We start from the raw sequence: 20,632 nt of genomic DNA on the forward strand, positions 1-20,632 counted from the left end.
CGGCGCGGGCGCTGCTGCGCGCGCCGGCCGCGCCCGCCGCGCCAGCCGCCGCCCTGGCGCCGACCTCGACCCCGGCGCCCGCCCTCTCCGCCGGCCAGCGCCAGGTCGTCTCACTGGCGCGGGCGCTGTTGCTCGATCCCGCCGTGCTGGTGCTCGACGAGGCGACGGCGAACGTCGACCCCGCGACCGCGGCGACGCTGGAGCGGATGATCGACGCGGCCAGCCGCGGCCGCACGACGATCGTCGTCGCCCACCGCGCCAGCACGGCCGAGCGGCTCGACCGGATCGTCGTCGTCGAGGAGGGCCGGATCGTCGACGACGGCCCGCCGAGAGAGCTGCTCGCGGCCGGCGGCGCCTACGCCCGCCTGCGCGCCCACGCCGACGCCGACGAGCTGGGCTGATCGCGATGGCCGAAACACCGGTTGCTATAACGGTTAAAGGCGATCGAAATTTGGATATATCTCCAGACTCGCCGCTCGCGCCCGACCCCATGCCGACCGACTCCCCCGACATCGCCCTGCGCACGACCGCCCTGCGGAAGGTCTTCCGCCGCGGCAGCACCGACGTCGTCGCGCTCGACGGCGTCGACCTCGCCGTCGCGCGCGGCCAGGTCTTCGGCGTGCTCGGCACCAGCGGCGCGGGCAAGTCGACGCTGATCCGCTGCCTCAACGGGCTGGAGCGCCCGACGACCGGCGCGGTCGAGGTCGACGGCGTCGACATCACCGCGCTCAGCCGCTCGGCGCTGCGCGCCCAGCGGCGCAGAATCGGCATGGTCTTCCAGCAGTTCAACCTGCTCAACTCGCGCAGCGCGTTGCAGAACGTCGCGCTGCCGCTGGAGATCGTCGGGATCTCGCGCAAGCAGCGGCGCGAGCGGGCGCTCAAGCTGCTCGACCTCGTCGGCCTCTCCGACCACGCCGACGCGCACCCGGCGCAGCTCTCCGGCGGGCAGAAGCAGCGCGTCGGGATCGCCCGCGCGCTCGCGGCCGAGCCGACCGTGCTGCTGTCCGACGAGGCGACCTCGGCGCTCGACGAGCAGACGGCCGGCTCGGTGCTCGACCTGCTCAGCGACCTCAACAGACGGCTCGGGCTGACGATCGTGCTCGTCACCCATCAGCTCGCGGTCGTCAAGCGGATGTGCGACGCCGCCGTGCTGCTGCGCGAGGGGCGCGTCGTCGACGGCGGCACGCTCGCCGACGCCGCCGCCCGCCCGGCCTCGCCGCTCGGGCGCTTGCTGCTGCCGGCGCTGCCGGACGGTGGAGAGCACGGCGCGGAGGTGCTCGACCTCGTCTTCGTCGGCGAGCAGGCGCGCCGCGTGATGGCGCGCGATGACGCCGACGATCCGCTGCGCGCCAGGGGCGTCGCCGTCGAGCTGTTGGCGGCGGCATACGAGCCGGTCGGGGGCGAGCCGGTCGCGCGGCTGCGCGTCGCGCTGCGCGGCCCGGTCGAGCAGCGCGCCGCCGATCGCGCCGCGCTGACCGCGGCCGGCGCCCATCCGCATGAGCCGGAGACCGAGCTGGAGCTGGAGACCGCATGAGCGACGAGACCGTCGACCTGATCTGGGAGGCGACGCTGGAGACGCTGCGGATGGTCGGCGTCGCGATGGCGATCACGATCCCGCTCGGCCTGCTCGTCGGCGTCCTGCTGCTGCTGACCGCGCGCGGCGCGCCCCTGCAGCAGCCGATCGTCAACCGCCTGCTCGGCCTGATCGTCAACGTCGGCCGCTCGGTCCCGTTCATCATCCTGCTCGTCGCGCTGATCCCGTTCACGCGCGCCGTCGTCGGCACGACGATCGGCACGACCGCGGCGATCGTGCCGCTGACGGTCGCGACGATCCCGTTCTTCGCCCGCATCGTCGAGAGCTCGCTGCGCGAGGTTCCCGCCGGCCTCGTCGAGGCGGCGCAGTCGGCCGGCGCCAGCGACCGCCAGGTCGTCACGAAGGTGCTGGTGCCGGAGGCGCTGCCGTCGCTGGTCGCCGGCGCGACGATCACGACGATCGGCGTGCTCGGCTACTCGGCGATGGCCGGCGCCGTCGGCGGCGGCGGCCTCGGCGACGTGGCGATCCGCTACGGCTACCAGCGCTACGAGACCGACGTGACGATCGCGACCGTCGTCGTGCTCGTCGTGCTCGTCCAACTGATCCAGCTTGTCGGCGACGTCCTCTCACGTCGCCTCTCGCACACGTGACCCACGACCAAAGGACCCACCGATGAGACGCATCCTGCTGCTCCCGCTCGTCTTCCTCGCCCTCGCGCTCGGTCTCGCGGCGTGCGGCGACAGCGACGACGACGGCGACACCGCGGCCTCGACCGCGCCGGCCGCGGCGCAGACCGACACGACCGGCGGCGGCGCCGCGCTCAGCGATGAGCCGCTGCGCGTCGGCGCGACGCCCGTGCCGCACGTCGAGATCTTGAGATTCGTGCAGGACAACCTCGCCGAGAGAGCGGGCCTGAGACTCGACATCCAGGAGTTCACCGACTACGTCGTGCCGAACACGGCGCTGGAGGAGGGGCAGCTCGACGCCAACTACTTCCAGACGCCGGGCTACCTGAGAGACCAGTCGGAGGCACGCGGCTTCGACTTCGTCTCGGTCGCCGACGTGCACATCGAGCCGCTCGGCCTCTACAGCAACGACATCAGATCGGTCGAGGAGATCCCCGACGGCGCGCAGGTCGCGATCCCCAACGACGCCGCCAACGAGGCGCGCGCGCTGCGCCTGCTCGACGCCAACGGGATCATCAGACTGGAGGACCCCGCGAGCGAGACCGCGACCCCGCGCGACATCGCCGACAACCCGAAGGACCTCGAGTTCACCGAGGTCGAGGCGGCGCAGACGCCGCGCGCGCTCGACGACGCCGACCTCGCCGTCATCAACGGCAACTACGCGCTCGAGGCGAGACTGTCGCCGGCCGAGGACGCGCTGGTGCTGGAGAGAGCTGAGGGCAACCCGAACGTCAACCTGCTCGTCACGACCCCGGAGCTGGAGAGCGATCCCCGCATCGTCGAGCTGGCGAGACTGCTGCGCTCGCCCGAGGTCAGACAGTTCATCGAGCAGCAGTACAGAGGTGCCGTGATCCCGGCGGCGTAACGAGTGCGGGGAGCCGGCGGCAGGGGGGATCAGGTCGTTCTTCTGCGCTTCGGCTCGTCACGGGCGTCGAGTTGCAGCTCCTTCTCGGCGCCCGGCACGCCGGCGTCCAGCTCGCGGCTGCGCTCGCGCTCGGAGTTCAGCTCCATCCCGAGCAGCAGCGCCACGTTCGTGATCCAGAACCAGACGAGCAGCACGACGATGCCGCCGAGCGTGCCGTAGGTCTTGTCGTAGGAGCCGAAGTTGGCGACGTAGAAGGCGAACAGCGCCGAGGCGACCAGCCACACGACGATCGCGAGCAGCGCCCCGGGCGTCACCCACTTGAAACCGGGCAGCTTCACGTTCGGGCTGACGTGGTAGAGCACGGCGAACATCAGCACGACGACGGCGAGCAGCACCGGCCATTTCGCGATCTCCCAGACAGTGACCGCCGTCGAGCCGATCCCGATCGCGTCCGCGACGGTGTCGACGACGGGGCCGGTCATCACGAGCGCCAGCGCCACCAGCGCCAGCAGCACGACCATCGCGAGCGTGACGAGCAGCTGGAGCGGTCTGAGCTTCCAGAACGGCCGTCCCTCGGGCGTCTCGTAGATGATGTTCGCGGCGCGCGTGAACGCGCCGATGTAGCCCGACGCCGACCAGATCGCGGTGCCGAGCCCGACGAAGAAGAGGACGCCGGCGGCCCCTCTGTTGGAGGTGATCGATCTGATCGGACCGGCGAACGTGTCGGAGGCCGAGCTGGGCCCCAGTCTCGTGACGATGTCGGTCAGCGATCTCGTCGTCGACTGCGGATCGCCGAACAGGCCGAGGATCGAGACGAGCGCGATCAGGGCGGGGAAGAGCGACAGCAGCCCGTAATAGGTGAGCGCTGCCGCCCAGTCGCTCATGTTGTCCTCGCTGTACTCGCGCACGGTGCGCTTGAGCGTCGCGAACAACCCGGTTCCGGTGTCGGTGCCGGTCGGCGCGTAGTCGGCGCGGCGGCCGACGCCGCGGTGGTGGGGGACGTCGCCAGTTCCCATGGGGGAGCTCCTTCGGAAAGCCGCGGACCGGGGGCGTCGTGGCGGCGGGGTCCGAGAGCTACCCGCTCCGGCTGACCAGGTTCCGGTCGGAGCGCGGAGCGGTCCGTGTGCGGACGCCGTGCGGCGTGCCGCCGCGCTGTTCTCGGAACGTCAGTCCGGCGGTTCGATGCGTCTGCGCTTGGCGATGTAGAGCCCCGCGTCGGCGCGGTCGATGAGCGTCTCGAGCGTGTCCTCCGGCTGCAGCTGCGCGTGCCCGGCGCAGATCGACGCGGCGGTCGGTCGCTGGACGAGCGCGCGTTGGATCGCCGCGACTCGCCGGAGGACGTCGGCGAGGGGCGTGTCCGGCAGCGCGAAGACGAACTCGTCGCCGCCCCAGCGGGCGACCACGTCGTAGGGCCGAAGCGCGGTGGAGATCGCTGCGGCGACGTCGCGCAGGAGCGCGTCCCCGGCGGGGTGGCCGTGTGCGTCGTTGAGCGCCTTGAGCTCGTCGACGTCGACGATCACGAGCGTCAGCTCGTGGCCGCCGCGGCGCGCGCGCTCGATCTCCTGCGCGAGGGCGGTTTCGCCCGCACCGCGCCGCAGCACGCCGGTCAGCTCGTCGGTTCCGGCGTGGTCGCGCTCGCGCGCGGCGTGTCGCCGGTCATCGGCGGCAGCTTCGCGGTCAGCCGCGGCCCGCAGCCGTTCCAGCGCGGACTGGTGCCGGAGCGCCGCGCCCTGCTGGCGCAGTTCGCGGAGGTCGCGCAAGAGCGCGCTCGGCAGCTCGGCGTCGCTGAGGCGGCGCTCGCGCTCCTCGGCGGCACGATCGCGTCCGTCGGCGGCGTCGTCGCGAGCCTGCGCGATTCGGTCCCGCCTGTCAGAGGCGATGTCGCGCAAGTGAGCCAGCTCGTCCCGTCGCGCCGCGGTCACCGCTCGCGCCGTCGTGTTGCGGGCGCGGGCGATCGTCGTGCGGTTGCGCTCACCCGTCCCGAGGTCGCGATCGATGCGCGACCGGTCGTGAGCCTCGCCGGCGGCGTCCGACGCCGGTATGTGCGCCTCCTCCCAGTCGGCGGCCATCTGGTCGCGGTCGGACGCGTGCTGGTCGCTGTCCGACAGCTCTTGGTCGCGATCGGACACGGCCTGGTCGGCCTCCGCGTCCTGCTGGTCGGAATCGGACTGCGTCTGGTCGAGATCGGCGAGCGTCTGGTCGGTCTCGCGAAGCGCACGTTCCTCGCGCTCTCGCGCCAGCACATCCGCCGCCGACCGCTGAGGATCAGGCATCTGGCTCCTTGCCGAAGCGGCCGTCCCGCGGGTCTCGGTCATCGCCCCACGTTCCTCGTCTCGGCGTCAGGGGGAGACGCGTCGATGTGCTGCGGACGTGTGGCTGGCGTCCTGCCCGCGGGTTCAGCGCAACGTTCACGTTACTCCTATCTGGAGTGCTCAACGCGTCGTGTCGGACGCGCTGACCTTCCGGCGGTTCCGCCGGCTATTGGATCGCCATCGCGACCCGGTAGCGCTCCTCAGGCGTGATGAGGTGGTCGAAGTCGTCGAGGGCAGGGTCGAGCTGCACCCATCTGACGCTGCCGTTGAAGTGGGAGTCGGCACTGGTGTAGTCGTCGCTGACGGGGGTGCCGGAGTCGTAGCCGACGTCGCAGGTCTCGTCGCCGGAGTAGATCATCGGCACGGTCGCCTCGACGCGGCCTTCGCCGATCTTCGCGCCGTCGACGTAGAGCGTCACGAGGCCGCCTCTGGCGAGGCCGCCGCCGTCGTAGTCGAACTCCATCCGCACCTGGTGCTGGCCGGCGGGGACGGCGCTGTCGGCCTCGACGTGGAAGCGGCGCAGCCCGGCGAGGTTGTGGCAGTACTTGGGTCTGCCGTCGTGCAGGTAGAGCGACCAGCCGGCGAAGGCGCCGCCCTGGGCGATGATCACGCCCCGTCCGCCGTCGTCGGGGACGACGATCTCGGCGGTCACCGCGTGGGACTTGTTCTTGAGGTTGATGACCGAGTTCTCGCTGAGGCGTCCCATCCCGCCGTAGAGGACCTGCGAGGTGCCCTTGACGAGGACCGGGCGGCCGGCGAGGTCGGAGTTGAACCGCTCGATCCGGCGGTCGTCGAGCGGCAGCACGTTGTACTTGACCGCCTCGATCAGCCACAGGCGCTGAAGCTCGGCGAGCTTCTCCGGATGCTCGGCGGCGATGTCGTGCGCCTGCGTCCAGTCGGTGGCGGTGTCGTACAGCTCCCAGACGTCATCGTCGAGCGCGGGCAGCTGCTCGGAGAACTGCCACGGCACGCTGTGGCGAGTGACCGCGGTCCAGCCCTTGTGGTAGATCCCGCGGTTGCAGAACATCTCGAAGTACTGCGTCTCGCGCGCCTCGGGCGCGTCCGGCGCGTCGAAGGCGTAGGCCATGCTGACGCCGTGCAGCGGCATCTGCTGGATGCCGTTGACGAACGTCGGCTCTGGCAGGCCCGCGGCGTCGAGGACGGTCGCGGCGACGTCGATGACGTGATGGAACTGGGTGCGGATCTCGCCGCGTGCCGCGAAGCCTCTGGGCCAGTGCACGATCGCGCCGTTGCGGGTGCCGCCGAAGTGCGAGGCGACCTGCTTGGTCCACTGGTACGGGGTGTCCATCGCGTGCGCCCAGCCGACCGCGTAGTGGTTGTACGCCTCCGGTGTCCCGAAGCCGTCGATGTGCGCCGCCATGAACTCCGTCGTCTCCAGCTCAGCCGCGCCGTTGAGCGAGATGATCTCGTTGAAGGTGCCGGTCGGCGTGCCCTCGGCGCTGGCGCCGTTGTCGCCGACGATCACGTAGATCAGCGTGTCCTCGAGGATCCCGAGGTCTTCGAGCGTGTCGACGATCCGGCCGATCTGGTGATCGGTGTGCTCCAGGAAGCCGGCGTAGACCTCCATCTGCCGCGCGAGCACCGGCTTGACCTCGTCCGGCAGGTCGGCCCAGGCGGAGATCTCGTCGGGACGAACGGTCAGCTCGGCGTCGGCGGGGATCACGCCGAGCTCCTTCTGGCGCGCGATCGTCTGCTCGCGGATCGCGTCCCAGCCCGCGTCGAAGCGACCCTTGTTTCTGTCGATCCACTCCTGCGGCGCGTGGTGGGGCGCATGCGTCGCGCCCGGCGCGAAGTACATGAAGAACGGCTTGTCGGGCATCATCGACTTCTGCTGACCGATCCACGTGATCGCCTTGTCGGCGAGGTCCTCAGTCAGGTGGTAGCCCTGCTGCGGCGTTCTCGCCGGCTCGATCGGCGTGACGCCGTCGTAGAGTGCCGGATACCACTGGTTCGTCTCGGCGCCGACGAAGCCGTAGAAGTACTCGAAGCCGCTGCCAAGCGGCCACTGCTTGTACGGACCGAGCGGGCTCGTCTCCCACACCGGCACCTCATGGCACTTGCCCAGCTGCGCCGTGCTGTACCCGTTGAGCTTCATCGTCTCGGCCAGCGGCGCGGCCGCGTCCGGACGGATCGAGTTGTAGCCCGGCGCGGACGTCGCCATCTCGGTGATGCCGCCCATGCCGACCGCGTGGTGGTTGCGGCCGGTCAGCAGCGCCTGCCGCGTCGGCGAGCACAGCGCGGTCGTGTGGAAGCGGTTGAACTTCAGCCCCTGCCCTGCGAGCGACTCGAACGTCGGCGTGCGGCACGGTCCTCCGAACGCGCTCGAAGAGCCGAACCCGGCGTCGTCGAGCAGCACGACCAGCACGTTCGGCGCTCCCTCAGGCGGCCGCAGCGGCGCGATCGGCGGGAAGGCGGTGTCCGGGTCCTTGGCGTCGTAGGTCGTCAGCCCGATGCGCGGCTGGTCGGGGATCGGCAGCACGCTGCGCGCGACGTCCGGCTTGGAAGGCGAAGGCATGATCGCTGCGCTCCTCTGCGGTTTGGCGGACAAGGCCCTCCCGACCTTCTCACGTCCGCGCGAGCGGGGACCTGATCGATCCGGGACCAGGCGCACCGACGCTCGACCTTCCGGTGCTTCGCCGCAGGGCGTGCCGCCGTCAGCGTGACGACGCCGCCGGCTGCGGGTCGACGGACCGTTCGAGCGCGGCGCCCTCGATGTCGACGCGGGGGAGGATCCGCCCGAGCCAGCGCGGCAGCCACCAGGCGCGTTCGCCGAGCACGGTCATCACGGCGGGGATGAGCGTCATCCGCACGACGAAGGCGTCGATCAGGATGCCGAACGCGAGTGCGAAGCCGATCGACTTGATCGTCGCGTCGTCCTCGAGGATGAAGCCGGAGAAGACGGCGCCCATGATCAGCGCGGCGGCGGTGACGACGCGGGCGCCGTGGCGGAAGCCCTCGGTGATCGACCGCGTCGGCCCGGCGCCGTGGACATGCTCCTCGCGCATGCGTGAGACGAGGAAGACCTGGTAGTCCATCGCCAGTCCGAAGAGGATGCCGATGATGATGATCGGCATCAGCGAGATGATCGGCGCCGTCTGCTCGACGCCGATCAGGTCGGCGGCGAAGCCCCGCTGGAAGACGGCGACGGTCGCGCCGAAGGTGGCGCCGATCGTCAGCAGGAAACCGCCGATCGCGGTCAGCGGGACGAGGATCGAGCGGAACGCGATCGTCAACAGGACGAACGCGAGGCCGACGATGACGAGCAGGAAGGGGACGAGTGCGCCGCTCAGTCTGTCGGAGACGTCGATGTTGACGGCGGTCTGACCGGTCACGAGCACCTCGGCGCCGACCTCGCGCTCGAGCGCGGGCGCGCGGTCACGGATGTTCTGGACCAGCTCCTTCGTCTGCGCGGTGGAAGGGCCGCTCTTCGGGATCAGCGAGAGGATCGCGGTGTCGCCGGCCCTGTTGAGCTCCGGGCTGTCGACGCTGGCGACGTCCTCGTGGAGCCGCAGCTCGCCGGCGACCGCCTCGGCGGCGGCTCTGACCTGGCTGCCGCCGTCGCCGCCGTCGCCGCCGTCGCCGCCGTCGACGACGATCATCAGCGGCCCGTTGAAGCCGGGGCCGAAGCCGTCCGCCAGCAGGTCGTAGGCCTTGCGATTGGTGTCCCCGGGGGCGGCGGTCGAGTCGTCTCCCATCCCGAGCCGCATGTCGAGGACGGGGATCGCGCACGCTCCGAGCGCCAACACGGTGAGCACCGCCGCCGGCACACGTCGGCGTGTCACGAGCCCGACCCAGCGCGAGCCGAGCGTCGACGTGGCAGCGCGTGGGCCGGTGTCGAAGTTCTTGCCCTTCGCCAGACGGCGGCCGGCGAAGCCGAGCATCGCCGGCACGAGCGTGATCGCGATCAGCACCGCGATCACGACGGTGGCGGCGGCGCCGAGGCCCATCGCGGTCACGAAGGGGATGCCGGTGATGCTCAACGCGGCGAGCGCGATCACGACGGTCGAGCCGGCGAAGAGGACGGCGCTGCCGGCGGTCCCGACTGCGCGGCCGGCTGACTCCTCCGGGTCCATCCCCTCGAACAGCTGCGTTCGGTGGCGGGAGATGATGAAGAGCGCGTAGTCGATCCCGACCGCGAGACCGAGCATCAGCGCCAGCGTCGACACCTCGGAGCTCAGGTCGATGAAGCCGGTCATCGTGATGATGCCGGTGAGCCCGATGCCGACGCCGATGAGCGCCGTCAGCAGCGGCAGGCCGGCGGCGACGAGCGACCCGAAGGTGATCGCGAGCACGAGCGCGGCGACGCCGATGCCGAGGAGCTCGAAGATGCCGGACTCGCTCGCCTCGACCACGGCGTCGCCGCCGAACTCGACCTGGACACCGGCTGCCGCGGCGCGCTCCGCCGCATGGTTGACCGCCTCGCGCGAACCCTCCTCGAGCTTGTCGACGGGTTCGTCGAAGCTGACCTGCGCGAGCGCGATGCGGCCGTCTCTGGAGACGAGGCCGCCGTTGAAGGGGTTGCTCGCGCTCTGCACCCCGGGCGCTCTGGCGACGTCCGCGATCGCCTCCTCCACGGCCGCTCTGCGGGCGCCGGTCAACGCCTCGCCCTCAGGAGCGGCGAAGACGATCCGGCCCTCGGCGCCGTTGGCCGCGGGAAGCCGCTCCTGCAGCAGGTCGATCGCCTGCTGCGACTCGGTCCCGGGGATCGAGAAGGTGTCGTCGGTCGTACCGCTCAGCGTCATCGCGCCGACGAGCGTCGCGGCGAACAGCGCGAGCCAGACCGCGAGCACGAGGCGGCGCCGGCGGAAGGCGGCGCGGCCGAGTCGGTTGAGCACAGATGTCATGGAGAGGTCGTCCTTTGCGAGCGTGGATGAAGCGGTGCTCCTCCACGGTGCGGCCCGGGCGCCGTCCTGCCGAGCGCCCGTGGGCGCGACCGACTGCACACCACGGGCGCAGCCGATTCGCTCCTTTCGGAGCTGGCGCCCGCGCGGCCGCGGCCTAAGCTGTCGACCATGCCGTCCGACCGCTCCGCCGAGCACAGCAGCCCTGCTGCGGGCCGGCTCGGTCTTTCGCGCTGGCGGTCGCGGCAGGGCTGGCCGGCCGTCGGGGCGGTCGTCGCGCTGTTGAGCGCGCTGCTCGGCAACATCCTCGACTCTCCGGTCACGGGGCCGCTGATCGTTCTCGCGCTCGGCCTCGTGGGACTGGCGACCAGTCGCGCCGGTGTGCGCCTGACCCGCACGCTCGGCGTCTTCTCCGGCGCCGTCCTCGCCTTCCTCGCGTTCCTGACCGCCGACGCCGACGGGCTGATCGCCCCGATCAGCGGGTTCGCGATCGGCATGCTGCCCGCGCTGATCGGCGAGCAGCTGCGCGCCGAGCGGATTCGCGCACGCGACGCGAACGAGCTGGCGCGGCGCGTCGAGGAGCTGCGCGACCGCGACATCGGGCGCGCGGTCGCCGAGGAGCGGCTGCGGATCGCGCGCGACGTGCACGACATCACCGGCCACCACCTCAGCGCGATCTCGCTGCAGGCGTCGGGCGCCGGCGGCCGGACCGCGGATCTGGAGGCACGCGCCTCCTTCGACCTCATCCACGGCCTGACGACCGAGGCGCTCGGGCAGACGAGACGGGCGCTCGGCGTCCTGCGGCAGACCTCCGAGGGAGCCGCGCTCGTCCCGTCCCCGCGGCTCGCGCACGTCGAGGACCTGTTCGCGCCCGCGCGCGCCGCCGGCATCGACGTCGACCTGCGCGTCGAGGGGGAGCCGCGCGAGCTGTCGGAGACGGTCGAGATGTGCGCCTTCCGGGTGATCCAGGAGTCGCTGACCAACGTCGCGCGCCATGCCGGCGCGCGCGCTGTGCGGGTCGTCGTCGACTACGGCGCGACGGCGCTGCGGCTCGCGGTGCTCGACGACGGGAGCGGCGCCGGGCCGGTGCGAGCGGGCAGCGGGATCGAGGGGATGCGCGAGCGCGTCGCGATCGTCGGCGGGGAGCTGGCCGTCGGGCCGCAGGGCGGGGGAGGGGCTGGGGGCGGGGGCGGCTGGGCGGTGCGCGCGACGCTGCCGCTGGAGCGCCGCCGATGAGCGTTCGCGTCGTCGTCGCCGACGACCAGGCGATCTCGCGCCAGGGGCTGCGCATGATCCTCGAGAGCGGAGAGGGCATCGAGGTGATCGGCGAGGCGATCGACGGGCTCGACGCGCTCGGTCAAGTCGAGCGGCGCAGACCGGACATCGTCCTGATGGACATCCGCATGCCGCGCATGGACGGCCTGGAGGCGACGCGACGGCTGCGCGACGTTGACGGCGTCCAGGTGATCGTGATCACCACCTTCGACCTCGACGAGTACGTGATCGAGGCGCTGCGCGCCGGGGCGGTCGGCTTCCTCGTGAAGGACTCGCCGCGCGAGCGGATCGTCGAGGCCGTCCACGCCGTCGCCCGCGGTGACGCGCTGATCTCCCCGGAGGTCACCCGCCGGCTGCTGGGCCGGTTCGTCGCCAACGCGCCCGCCCGTGCCGGCGACCCGCGCCTGGCCGAGCTGACGCCGCGCGAGCACGACGTGCTGCTCGAGCTGTCCGCCGGCAACAGCAACGCCGCGATCGCGGCCCGCCTCCACCTGGAGGAGAGCACGGTCAAGGGCCACGTCCGCCGCCTGCTCGCCAAGCTCGGCCTCGCCAACCGCGTCCAGGCCGTGATCTTCGCCTACGAGACCGGCCTCGTCGTGCCGGGGACGACGCAGGAGGAGTAGCGCGGCGCGCCGGCCCGGTGCGCGGTGAGCGCGCTATGCGTCGCTGGCGGACTCCTACGCGCAGCGCGTGATCGCGGCGACGCGGACGCCGTCGCTCCACGGTTCGGCCGGGCCGTAGTAGCTGCCCTGCACCCAGAGGCGGTCCTCGGCGCGTGCGCCGCGCAGCGTCAGCTGGATGTAGGCGCCGCGCCACTGCGCGTCGTCGCGGCTGGCGACGAGGTTGCGGTTGCTGCCGCGGGCGAGCGCGGCGTAGGCGCCGATTCTGTGGTGGCGCGCGTCGTCTCTGCCGTTGATGAAGGTCGCGGTGCGGATCCGCCAGGCGCCGCTCTGGGAGCGGTCGGCGACCTTGCAGGCGTAGTGGCGGAAGGCGTCCTTGCGCAGGAAGGTCCAGTCACCGGCCGGCGGGCGCGCGGCGGCGGACGAGGTCAGGACGGCGAGCGCGACGGCGCTCAGGGCGACGGTGAGAAGACGGCGGTTCATGGACTCGCAACCTAGCGCGCGCGGCCGGTCGCCTGTCTCGCGGCGCTCGCTCAGCGTCCGCGGCGGTGCTGCGCAGGCTTGACGATCCGGAAGGTGGCCTCCCACGACCAGCGGATCTCGCTCGCGCCGGAGCGGACGTAGGTGTCGTCGGGAGTGGTGCGGTCGATCGGGTCGACGGTGCCTCTCCACGCCTTCGTCCCCGTGAAGCGGAACTGCTTGACGCGCCCGAACTTGCGCTCGCTCACGCTGGCTGGGACCTCGCCGACGGCCGGCGAGCCGTCGTAGGAGAAGCCGTCGTACGGGCCGGCCGGGCAGTCGGGCAGGTCGTCGATCAGGAGCATGGGTCTGAGCGCGTTGCGACCGCTCCAGCTCAGCGAGACGTCAGTCGTCACGGTGTGGACCCCGCAGCCGTTCGCCGCAGCGACGTGGTCGGGGTTGGCCGCGTCCCACGCGCCGGAGTAGGTGTCCGTGAACGTGCCGCCGCGTCGGTGAGATCCCTTCAGCGGGATGCCGCGGTCGATCGAGGAGACGATCATCGGCTGCATGCCGCCGATGCCCGTCGTCACGCTCACGCGCTGCGGGCGCGGCGTGCGCAGAGCGATGCGCGCGCTGCCCTGCCCGACGGCATGGCGGTCGCAGCGGCCGACGCCGTCGTCGGCGCCGCAGTCCTTCGACTGGCGCTCGTCGAATCTCCAGCGCTCGACCATCTCGGCCTCGAACGTCACCTCGTACGTCGTCTGGCGTGGGGCGGCTGACGCGGAGGGCGAGAGGATCGTCGCGGCGACGAGCGCCGCCACGACCGGCGGCAGGTGCCGCGGGACCGCGATGCGTGACGTGAGAAGCATGGTGGCGACTATCGGCGCTCGCGATCCCGGTCGCCACCCCTCGGATGAGGGGTGGATCGCGCACCCGCGTCCGCCCACCCTGTCGGCATGCTTTGGAAGAGAACGGCCGCGACGACGGCCTGGAGACTCACACCTGCCCACCCCGGGAAGCGGCGGCGCCTGCCGCGCTCCGCCTGCGCGCTGCTGGCGGCGGTGGCGACGACTGCGGTCGGCGCCGGCGCCGGCGTCGCGCAGGCGGCGACGATCGTCCAGGAGGGCGACGCGCTCGTCTACCGCACCGCCGGCGAGCGTCACTCGCTCTCGCTCAACGACAGCTACCCGGCGGGCAGACTGCGTTTCGAAGACCTCTTCGCGACGATCACCGAGGTTCCGGCCTCCTGCACGCTCGTCGACGCCAACGTCGCCGATTGCGCGATCCCCGCGCGCGTGCGGGTCGAGTTCGGCGACTGGGACGACACGTTCGGCTTCGGCGACGGCTACGGCCAGTCGGTCGCCGTCGAGGTGTTCGGCGGCCCGGGCGAGGACACGCTGCGCGGCGACTTCGACCGGCCCGGCCGGGAGCTGCTCGACGGCGGCCCCGACAGAGACCGGATCGAGGGCTTCGGCGGCGACGACGAGCTGCGCGGTGGCGAGGGCGACGACATCCTCGACGGCGGGGCCGGCGCCGACCTCGTGCTGGGAGGAGGCGGCGACGACACGCTCGCCGGCGACGGGCAGGCGGCGCCGGGCGCCGACCGGATCGACGGCGGCGAGGGCAACGACCTGCTGAAGGACTACGTCCAGACGTCGGTCGACCGCTGGCCGCCGGCGAACGTCTCGCTCGACGGCGTCGCCAACGACGGCCGGTCGGGCGAGGGCGACGACGTCTCCTCGGTCGAGCGGATCGTCGCCCACGTCTCCGGCAGCTTCGCGCTCAGCGACGGCGCCGAGGAGGTCGAGGTGTGGGCCAACATGGACGGCGGCGCGTCGACGGTGCTCGCCGGCGGCGGCGGCGACAGAGTCGTCGGGCACGACGCCTCCGAGCGGATCGAGGGCGGTGCCGGCGACGACTACCTCGAAGGCGGGAAGGGCCACGACACGATCGTGGGCGGCTCCGGCAGGGACGTGATCTACGGCGACGAGACCGACACCTCCTGCAACCCCACCTTCCCGGAGAGCTGCGTCCGCTACGGCAACGACGTGATCGACGCGCACGACGGCGAGTTCGACCAGGTCGACTGCGGACCGGGCACCGATCGCGCGATCGTCGACGAGCAGGACGTCGTCGCGGTCAACTGCGAGACGATCGAGCGGCGAGCGGCCGCTGCGACGCCGGAGCCCGGCCCGGTCACGAGACAGCCGGGCGCGAGCCAGCCGGGCACGAGACAGCCGGGAACCGGCGGCGGCAGACCTGCCGTCAAGCGGGCGATCTCGCTGACGGGGCGCCAGTCGCTGAGGACCGTCGTCCGTCGTGGCCTGCAGGTGAAGCTGACCGGCGCCAAGCCCGGGCGCGCGACGATCGTCGTCCGCTTCAAGGGGCGCGTCGCGGGATCGGCGCGCGTCCGCGTCAACGCCAAGGGCGCCGCGATCGCGCGTGTCCGGCTCGCCAAGGCGACCACGCGCTCGCTGGCCAGGCTGAGCAGCGCTCGGCTGGTCGTGAGCGGCGCGGGCCTGCGCGCGACGGTGACGCTCAAGCGCTGAGCGGCGGCGCCGCCGTCGCTCACGGGCGGCTGCGATCCGGCGTTCCCGCGGCGCACGGCGCGAGCTCGCCGGACGGCGGTAGCCTGCCGCGCCATGAGAGGGATCGTCGCGGATGGGTCGCTTGCGGGCCGGGAGCGCGAGCTGGCGCGGATCGACGCGGTCGTCGAGCGCGCCGCGGCCGGCAGCAGCGGCGCGCTGCTGGTCTCCGGCGAGTCGGGAATCGGCAAGAGCGCGCTGCTGCAGGCGGTCGGCGAGCGCGCCGCCGCCCGCGGGGCGACGGTGTTGCGCGCCCGCGGATGGGAGTCCGAGGCGGAGATCCCCTACGCGGCGTTGCTGGAGCTGCTGCGCCCGGTGCTCGGCATGCTCGACGCGATCCCGTCCGTTCAAGCGACCGCGCTCGGCGCCGCGATGGCGCTGAGCGAGCCGAGCGAGCACGACAGCTTCGCGATCCCGGCAGGCGTGCTGAGCCTGCTCGCCGCGGTCGCGGCTCGGTCCCCGCTCGTCGCGCTGGTCGACGACGTGCAGTGGGTCGATGCGGCGTCGCGCGACGCGCTGCTGTTCGCTGCCCGCCGGCTCGGCGCCGACGGCGTCGTGATCGTCTTCGCCCAGCGTGACGGCAGCGGCGAGCACGTGGACAGCTCCGGACTGGAGCGGATCCCCCTCGGCGGTCTCGCCGGCGACGTCGCCGTCGCGCTCGCCCTCGCGACGGACGAGCGGCTCGTGCGACCCGTCGCGGAGGCGCTGGCCGAGCAGACCGGCGGCAATCCGCTCGCGCTGTTGGAGACGCCGATGCTGCTCTCCGACGCCCAGCGTGCCGGCCGGGAGCCGCTCGACGCGCCGCTGCCGCCGGTGGCCCGCATCGGCCGCGCGCTCGAGCTGCGCCTCGCGCAGCTGCCCGGCGACGCGCGGCAGGCGATGGTGCTCGCGGCGGCGGCGCAGACCGATGACCTGCCGGCGTTCGGGCGCGCGCTCGCGGTGTCGGGCCTGCCGGGCGACGCGCTGGAGCCGGCGGAGCGCGCCGGCCTGGTCGCGGTCTCGGGTGAGCGCTTCTCGATCCGGCACCCGCTGCTGCGCTCGACCGCGTACCACGGGGCGTCCGCCGCCGAGCGGCGCGCGGCTCATCGCGCGCTCGCGGACGCCGCTCGCGATCCGCGCCTGCGCGCGTGGCATCTTGCGCTCGCGGCGTTCGAGCCCGACGAGCGGGTGGCGGCAGATCTTGACGCTGCCGCGCGCGACGCGCGCATGCGCGGCGGCCACGCCGAGGCGGCGCGGGCGTGGGATCGCGCCGCGGCGCTCAGCCCGGGCGCGGCGGAAGCAGCGCGACGGTGGGTCGACGCGGGCGCCGCGTGGATCGACGCGGGCCATCCTGGCAAGGCGCTCGAGTCGATCGAGCGGATCGACCCGGGCGAGGCGGGTGAGGCGCTTGCTGGCGCGGCGCGTCGCATCGCGGCCCAGGTGGAGCTCCGCCGCGACCCGCTGACGGCGCGTCGCCTGCTGCTCGCGGAGGCCGATCGGCTCGCGGAGACGGATCGGGCGACCGCGGCGGCGCTGACGCTGGAGGCGTCGGTCGCGCACATGATGAGCGGCGACATGGTGGCGTTGATCGCCGACGTCCGCCGGGCCAGAGAGCTGGCGGCCGGCGTCCAGCCGGCCTACGCGACGGTCGCCGACATCATCGTCGCGGAGGCGGAGATCGCGCTCGGCAACATCGACGCCGGCGAGCCGGTGCTCGCGGCGCACATGGAGACGGTGCTGGCTGCCGACCCGCTGGCGCTCGGGATCGAGGTCATCGGCCTGGCTGGCTGCTGCCTGTGCTGGATCGAGGAGTGGGAGCGCGCCGAGGCGATCCTCGACCGCTGCATCGTGGCCGCGCGCGAGGCGAGCGCGTTCGGCAAGCTCGTCTACCCGTTGGCTGCGCGGGCGCAGCTCGACTTCCGGCGTGGCCGTTGGCGCCAGGCGCTCGCGGGCGCGGACGAGGCGGTGACGCTGGCACGCGTCACCGGCCAGGACGCGATCCTCGCCTTCGCGCTGTCGGTCTTGGCCGAGGTCGAAGCGGGGCGCGGAGACGCCGCCGCGGCGGCGCACGCGGACGAGGCGGCGGGGCTGTGCGAGCGCTTCGGCTCGCGGGCGGTGCTCGCCTATGCGCTGCGGGCGCTCGCGCTCGACCACCTCGCGCAGCAGCGCGTCGAGGCGGCGATCGAGGTCTGCGCGCGGGCGAGCGCCATCGCCGAGCAGATCCAGATGGGCGCCGCCGGGGTCGTCATGTGGATGCCGGACGAGGTCGAGGCGCTGGCGCGCGCCGGAAGCACCGCCGCCGCGGAGGCGGCGCTGGAGCGCTTCCGCCCGCGCGCCGTCTCTGGCGGCGCGTGGGGACCCGCGGCGGTCGAGCGCTGCGCGGGTCTGCTGGCTCCGGCCGCCGCGGTCGACGACCACTTCGCCCGCGCGATGGAGCTGCACGCGGACGACGGCCAGCCGTTCGAGGCGGCCCGCACCGCGCTGCTGTGGGGCGAGCGGCTGCGGCGCGACCGCCGGCGCGCGCGAGCACGCGAGCCGCTGACCCGTGCGCTGGAGACGTTCGGCGCGCTCGGAGCCGCGCCGTGGCGTGGACGTGCCGAGCGCGAGCTGCTGGCGGCCGGGGGCGAGCTGCCGCGGTCCGGGGCCACGCGCCCGGCAGCCGCTCCGGTGCTGACCGTCGCGGCGGCGGGCGCCGAAGCGATCGACGAGCTGACGCCGGCGGAGCTGCAGGTCGCCCTGATGGTCGCGGCCGGTCATCGCAACCGCGAGGTCGCCGCCGCGCTGTTCCTCAGCCAGAAGACGGTCGAGCGGCATCTGACCGCGATCTACCGCAAGCTCGGTGTGCGCTCTCGCACCGAGCTGGCGAACGCGGTGAGCGGCGAACCCCCCAGATTCTGAGGGGAAGCTCCAGTGCGCGGCGAGGGAATGCCTTCTACCGTCTCCGCGCCGAGATGCAGCACGCCGATTTCCCCACCAGAGCGCGCATCGCGCGCGAGGCGGTCGCCGCCGCGAGCGTCAGCGGCGACGACGCCGAGACGTTCCTGCGCAAGGTCGTCGCCGCCGTCCGCCGGGCGGTGCCGCACGACGCCGGCGGCTGGTGCGCGACCGATCCAGGCACGCTGCTGTGGACCGGAGGCGTCATGCACGGGCTGCCGCCCGAGACCGGGATCGGCTTCGTCGAGAACGAGCTCGACGACGACGACGTCCTGAAGTTCCGCGTCCTGGCCGGAGCGCGGCGGCCGAGCGGCGTGCTGTCGGTCGCGACCGGCGGCGAGCTGGAGCGGTCGCCGCGCTACCGCAAGCTGTACGCGCCGCATGGCCTCCGCGACGAGCTGCGCGTCGCCGCGATCGCCGACGGCGCCTGTTATGCGAACGCATGCCTGCTGCGCAGAAGGGGCGCGCCGCCGTTCGCTGCCCAGGAGGTCGCGCTGCTCGAGGCGCTGTCCAAGGAGGTGGCCCACGGCCTGCGGATGGCGATCGCAAGGCCCGGTGGGGAGAAGCCGGAAGGGGGAGGGGGAGGCGCGGAGGCCGCGCCCGGCGTCCTGACCGTCGACGACGAGCTGCGCGTCCTGTCGGCGACGAGCGAAGCGACGCGTTGGCTGGACGTGCTCGCGCCCGCATACGACGCCCACGAGCTGCTGCCGCACAGCGTCCTCTCGGTCGTGCGCCGGGCACGTGCGATCGTGGACGGCGGCGGGGCCGACGGCCCGCCGCGCGCCCGGGTCCGCGCGCGTTGCGGCACGTGGCTCGCCGTGCACGCGAGCGCGCTGACCGAGCTGCCGCGCACCTGGGCGGTCGTGATCGAGCCGGCACGGCCCGCCGAGGTGCTCCCGCTCGTCGCACGCGCCCACGAGCTGACGGCGCGCGAGCACGAGGTCTTCGGCCTGCTGCTGCGAGGCGTCCCCGACAAGCTGATCGCCCAGCGCCTCGCGATCTCCAGCCACACCGCCCGCGAGCACGTCCGCTGCGTGCTGCGCAAGCTCCGCGTCCACTCCCGCGGCGAGCTGCAGGCGATGACGCTCGACACCTGCGGCACCGAACCGGCCTTCGCGCTCGCCGGCTCCTGAGGCCGGGAGATCCCCGGTCCAGCGGCGAAACGACGAGATCTCGCGCCCGCTGGTAGATTCCCTTGGCGACTTGGTGGGCGTAGCTCAGTTGGTAGAGCTCCTGGTTGTGGTCCAGGCGGCCGCGGGTTCGAGTCCCGTCGCTCACCCCTCAGAAAGCCCCGCAAACGCGGGGCTTTCGTCGTTCTGCGTCCACTCGTAGCGGGTCAGAGGGAGGACAACGAAGGGAACGGCTTGCCGTCTTTTGGCGGGAGTTTGGGGCCGGGACAGGCTTCTTGGTCCCAAATTCGCGCGCCGCCGGCGAGGCCGGAATCCACAGGGGTGGGTTCGCCCAGATCTGCGACGTGGTTCGGCATGGCAGCCGATCCCGAACACACACCCCGACCCGCTCCTCGTCGAGGCCGTCGCGCGACGTGTCCTCGAGCTGCTGCAGCAGCTGCCGCCCGGCTCCGCGTCCGGCGAGCTGACGACGGTCGCGGAGATCGCCGCGCGGTACCGCGTCCGGACCAGCTGGGTCTATGCCGACGAACACGTCGACCGGATGGCCGAGACGCTCCTCCACGCCGAGGACCCGACCCGCGCCTTCGAGGAGATGCTCTACGCCGGCATCGAATCGGTCCTCGAGGACCGCAGCCTCATCGACATGGCCAACAGCAGATACGTCATCCCCGAGATCCAGCAGCACATCGGCGCGCGCGTCCTCGAACAGATCAAGGAGCCATTGCGGCTCGCACAGGAGGCCGACCGGGTCCGCGCCATCGACGACCGGACGGGCACCACCATCGCCTTCGAACACGCGGCCTAGGACGACGTCATCAACGCCGCCGGGCGACGTGGGAGGCTGTCAACGACCTGCGCGCCCGTTCGCTGGCAGCTGATCGGTCTCGGTCAGGTGTGCGCGCAGCGTGCGCGCGACGTCGCCCGCTGCGGCAAGCTGCTCGGCGGTGAGCGCGTCGACGAAGGCGGTGCGGATCTCGCGCAGGTGGGGCACGGTCGAGCGGTCGAAGGCGTCTGCGCCGGTGCGGGTGAGGACGATCTCGGCTCCGCGGTTGTCGGTCGCGCACTCCTCGCGCCGGATCAGGTCGCGCCGTTCCATTCGCCCGACGTGGTGCGAGAGGCGGCTGCGGTCCCAGCCGATGTGGGAGGCCAGCTCGGAGGAGCGCATCCGGTGCCCGTCTGCCTCGCTGAGCGCGAGCAGGACGACGTAGTCGCCCGTCGAGAGGCCGCACTCGCGCTGCAGGCTCGCTGCGACGTGGGTGCGGAGCAGCTCTGCCGTCTCGATGTACTCGCGCCAGACCCGCAGCTCGTCTGCTGTCGGCATGCGGCGCTTGCGCCGCTGCGGTCGGGTGTTCGCAGTCATCTCGCCCATGTGATTGACACGTCTATCATAG

Annotated in this window: 17 protein-coding genes and 1 tRNA gene; 11 read left to right on the plus strand and 7 right to left on the minus strand. The window is 72.6% G+C overall.

Annotated elements, in window-relative coordinates:
* From R7226_RS22035 to R7226_RS22050, 4 genes are all read left to right on the plus strand, one after another.
* Positions 1-401, plus strand: a 401-nt coding sequence (locus tag R7226_RS22035; RefSeq protein WP_318599477.1) for an ATP-binding cassette domain-containing protein, incomplete at its 5' end; no start/stop codon positions are given.
* A gap of 89 nt (positions 402-490) precedes the next feature.
* Positions 491-1,534, plus strand: a complete 1,044-nt coding sequence (locus tag R7226_RS22040) for a methionine ABC transporter ATP-binding protein (RefSeq protein WP_318599478.1) — start codon at positions 491-493, stop codon at positions 1,532-1,534.
* Positions 1,531-2,184 carry a methionine ABC transporter permease gene (locus R7226_RS22045; RefSeq protein ID WP_318599479.1) on the plus strand — a complete coding sequence of 218 codons (654 nt, stop codon included), beginning with the start codon at positions 1,531-1,533 and terminating at the stop codon, positions 2,182-2,184. The genes R7226_RS22040 and R7226_RS22045 overlap by 4 nt, the downstream gene beginning before the upstream one ends.
* Positions 2,185-2,206: 22 nt before the next feature.
* The gene (locus tag R7226_RS22050; protein ID WP_318599480.1) at positions 2,207-3,085 is read left to right on the plus strand and encodes a MetQ/NlpA family ABC transporter substrate-binding protein; all 879 of its coding nucleotides are present in this window, start codon (positions 2,207-2,209) and stop codon (positions 3,083-3,085) included.
* A 29-nt stretch (positions 3,086-3,114) separates the two neighbouring features.
* Here the strand turns inward: R7226_RS22050 and R7226_RS22055 are convergent, their stop codons facing one another.
* The 4 genes from R7226_RS22055 to R7226_RS22070 all read right to left on the minus strand — a co-directional run bounded on the left by R7226_RS22055 (position 3,115) and on the right by R7226_RS22070 (position 10,262).
* Positions 3,115-4,101, minus strand: a complete 987-nt coding sequence (locus R7226_RS22055) for a YihY/virulence factor BrkB family protein (RefSeq protein ID WP_318599481.1) — start codon at positions 4,099-4,101, stop codon at positions 3,115-3,117.
* A gap of 150 nt (positions 4,102-4,251) precedes the next feature.
* Positions 4,252-5,358, minus strand: a complete 1,107-nt coding sequence (locus R7226_RS22060) for a GGDEF domain-containing protein (protein WP_318599482.1) — start codon at positions 5,356-5,358, stop codon at positions 4,252-4,254.
* A 205-nt stretch (positions 5,359-5,563) separates the two neighbouring features.
* The gene (locus R7226_RS22065) at positions 5,564-7,933 is read right to left on the minus strand and encodes an arylsulfatase (RefSeq protein ID WP_318599483.1); all 2,370 of its coding nucleotides are present in this window, start codon (positions 7,931-7,933) and stop codon (positions 5,564-5,566) included.
* Positions 7,934-8,072: 139 nt separating this feature from the next.
* Positions 8,073-10,262 (minus strand): MMPL family transporter, encoded by a 2,190-nt coding sequence (locus R7226_RS22070; protein WP_318599484.1) that lies wholly within the window; start codon positions 10,260-10,262, stop codon positions 8,073-8,075.
* A 168-nt stretch (positions 10,263-10,430) separates the two neighbouring features.
* On the opposite strand from R7226_RS22070, the gene R7226_RS22075 reads away from it, so the two are divergent.
* Positions 10,431-11,495, plus strand: coding sequence for a sensor histidine kinase (locus R7226_RS22075; protein WP_318599485.1), 1,065 nt, complete (start codon positions 10,431-10,433; stop codon positions 11,493-11,495).
* Entirely contained in the window at positions 11,492-12,157 is a 666-nt protein-coding gene (locus tag R7226_RS22080; protein WP_318599486.1) for a response regulator transcription factor, read from the plus strand. Before R7226_RS22075 ends, R7226_RS22080 begins: the two co-directional genes overlap by 4 nt.
* A 54-nt stretch (positions 12,158-12,211) precedes the next feature.
* Here R7226_RS22080 and R7226_RS22085 read toward each other — a convergent pair whose 3' ends face one another.
* On the minus strand, positions 12,212-12,637 hold the full coding sequence (locus R7226_RS22085; protein WP_318599487.1) for a hypothetical protein: 426 nt from the start codon (positions 12,635-12,637) through the stop codon (positions 12,212-12,214).
* Between the two features lie 50 nt (positions 12,638-12,687).
* A complete protein-coding gene (locus R7226_RS22090) occupies positions 12,688-13,482 on the minus strand; it encodes a hypothetical protein (RefSeq protein WP_318599488.1) in 795 nt (264 codons plus the stop codon).
* A gap of 87 nt (positions 13,483-13,569) precedes the next feature.
* Between R7226_RS22090 and R7226_RS22095 the strand changes: the two genes are divergently transcribed.
* From R7226_RS22095 to R7226_RS22115, 5 genes are all read left to right on the plus strand, one after another.
* Positions 13,570-15,162, plus strand: a complete 1,593-nt coding sequence (locus R7226_RS22095; protein WP_318599489.1) for a calcium-binding protein — start codon at positions 13,570-13,572, stop codon at positions 15,160-15,162.
* 93 nt (positions 15,163-15,255) lie between these two features.
* The gene (locus R7226_RS22100; RefSeq protein ID WP_318599491.1) at positions 15,256-18,075 is read left to right on the plus strand and encodes an ATP-binding protein; all 2,820 of its coding nucleotides are present in this window, start codon (positions 15,256-15,258) and stop codon (positions 18,073-18,075) included.
* A gap of 53 nt (positions 18,076-18,128) precedes the next feature.
* Positions 18,129-19,244: a helix-turn-helix transcriptional regulator gene (locus R7226_RS22105; protein WP_318599493.1), complete on the plus strand. Its 1,116-nt coding sequence runs from the start codon at positions 18,129-18,131 to the stop codon at positions 19,242-19,244.
* Positions 19,245-19,317: 73 nt separating this feature from the next.
* Positions 19,318-19,390 (plus strand) — tRNA-His (locus R7226_RS22110).
* A gap of 392 nt (positions 19,391-19,782) precedes the next feature.
* Positions 19,783-20,046: a hypothetical protein gene (locus R7226_RS22115; RefSeq protein WP_318599495.1), complete on the plus strand. Its 264-nt coding sequence runs from the start codon at positions 19,783-19,785 to the stop codon at positions 20,044-20,046.
* Between the two features lie 39 nt (positions 20,047-20,085).
* Here R7226_RS22115 and R7226_RS22120 read toward each other — a convergent pair whose 3' ends face one another.
* Positions 20,086-20,610, minus strand: coding sequence for a MarR family winged helix-turn-helix transcriptional regulator (locus R7226_RS22120; protein ID WP_404827889.1), 525 nt, complete (start codon positions 20,608-20,610; stop codon positions 20,086-20,088).
* Between the last annotated feature and the right edge of the window lie 22 nt (positions 20,611-20,632).

This window comes from Conexibacter stalactiti, assembly GCF_033542075.1.
GTDB classification, from domain to species: Bacteria; Actinomycetota; Thermoleophilia; order Solirubrobacterales; family Solirubrobacteraceae; genus Conexibacter; species Conexibacter stalactiti.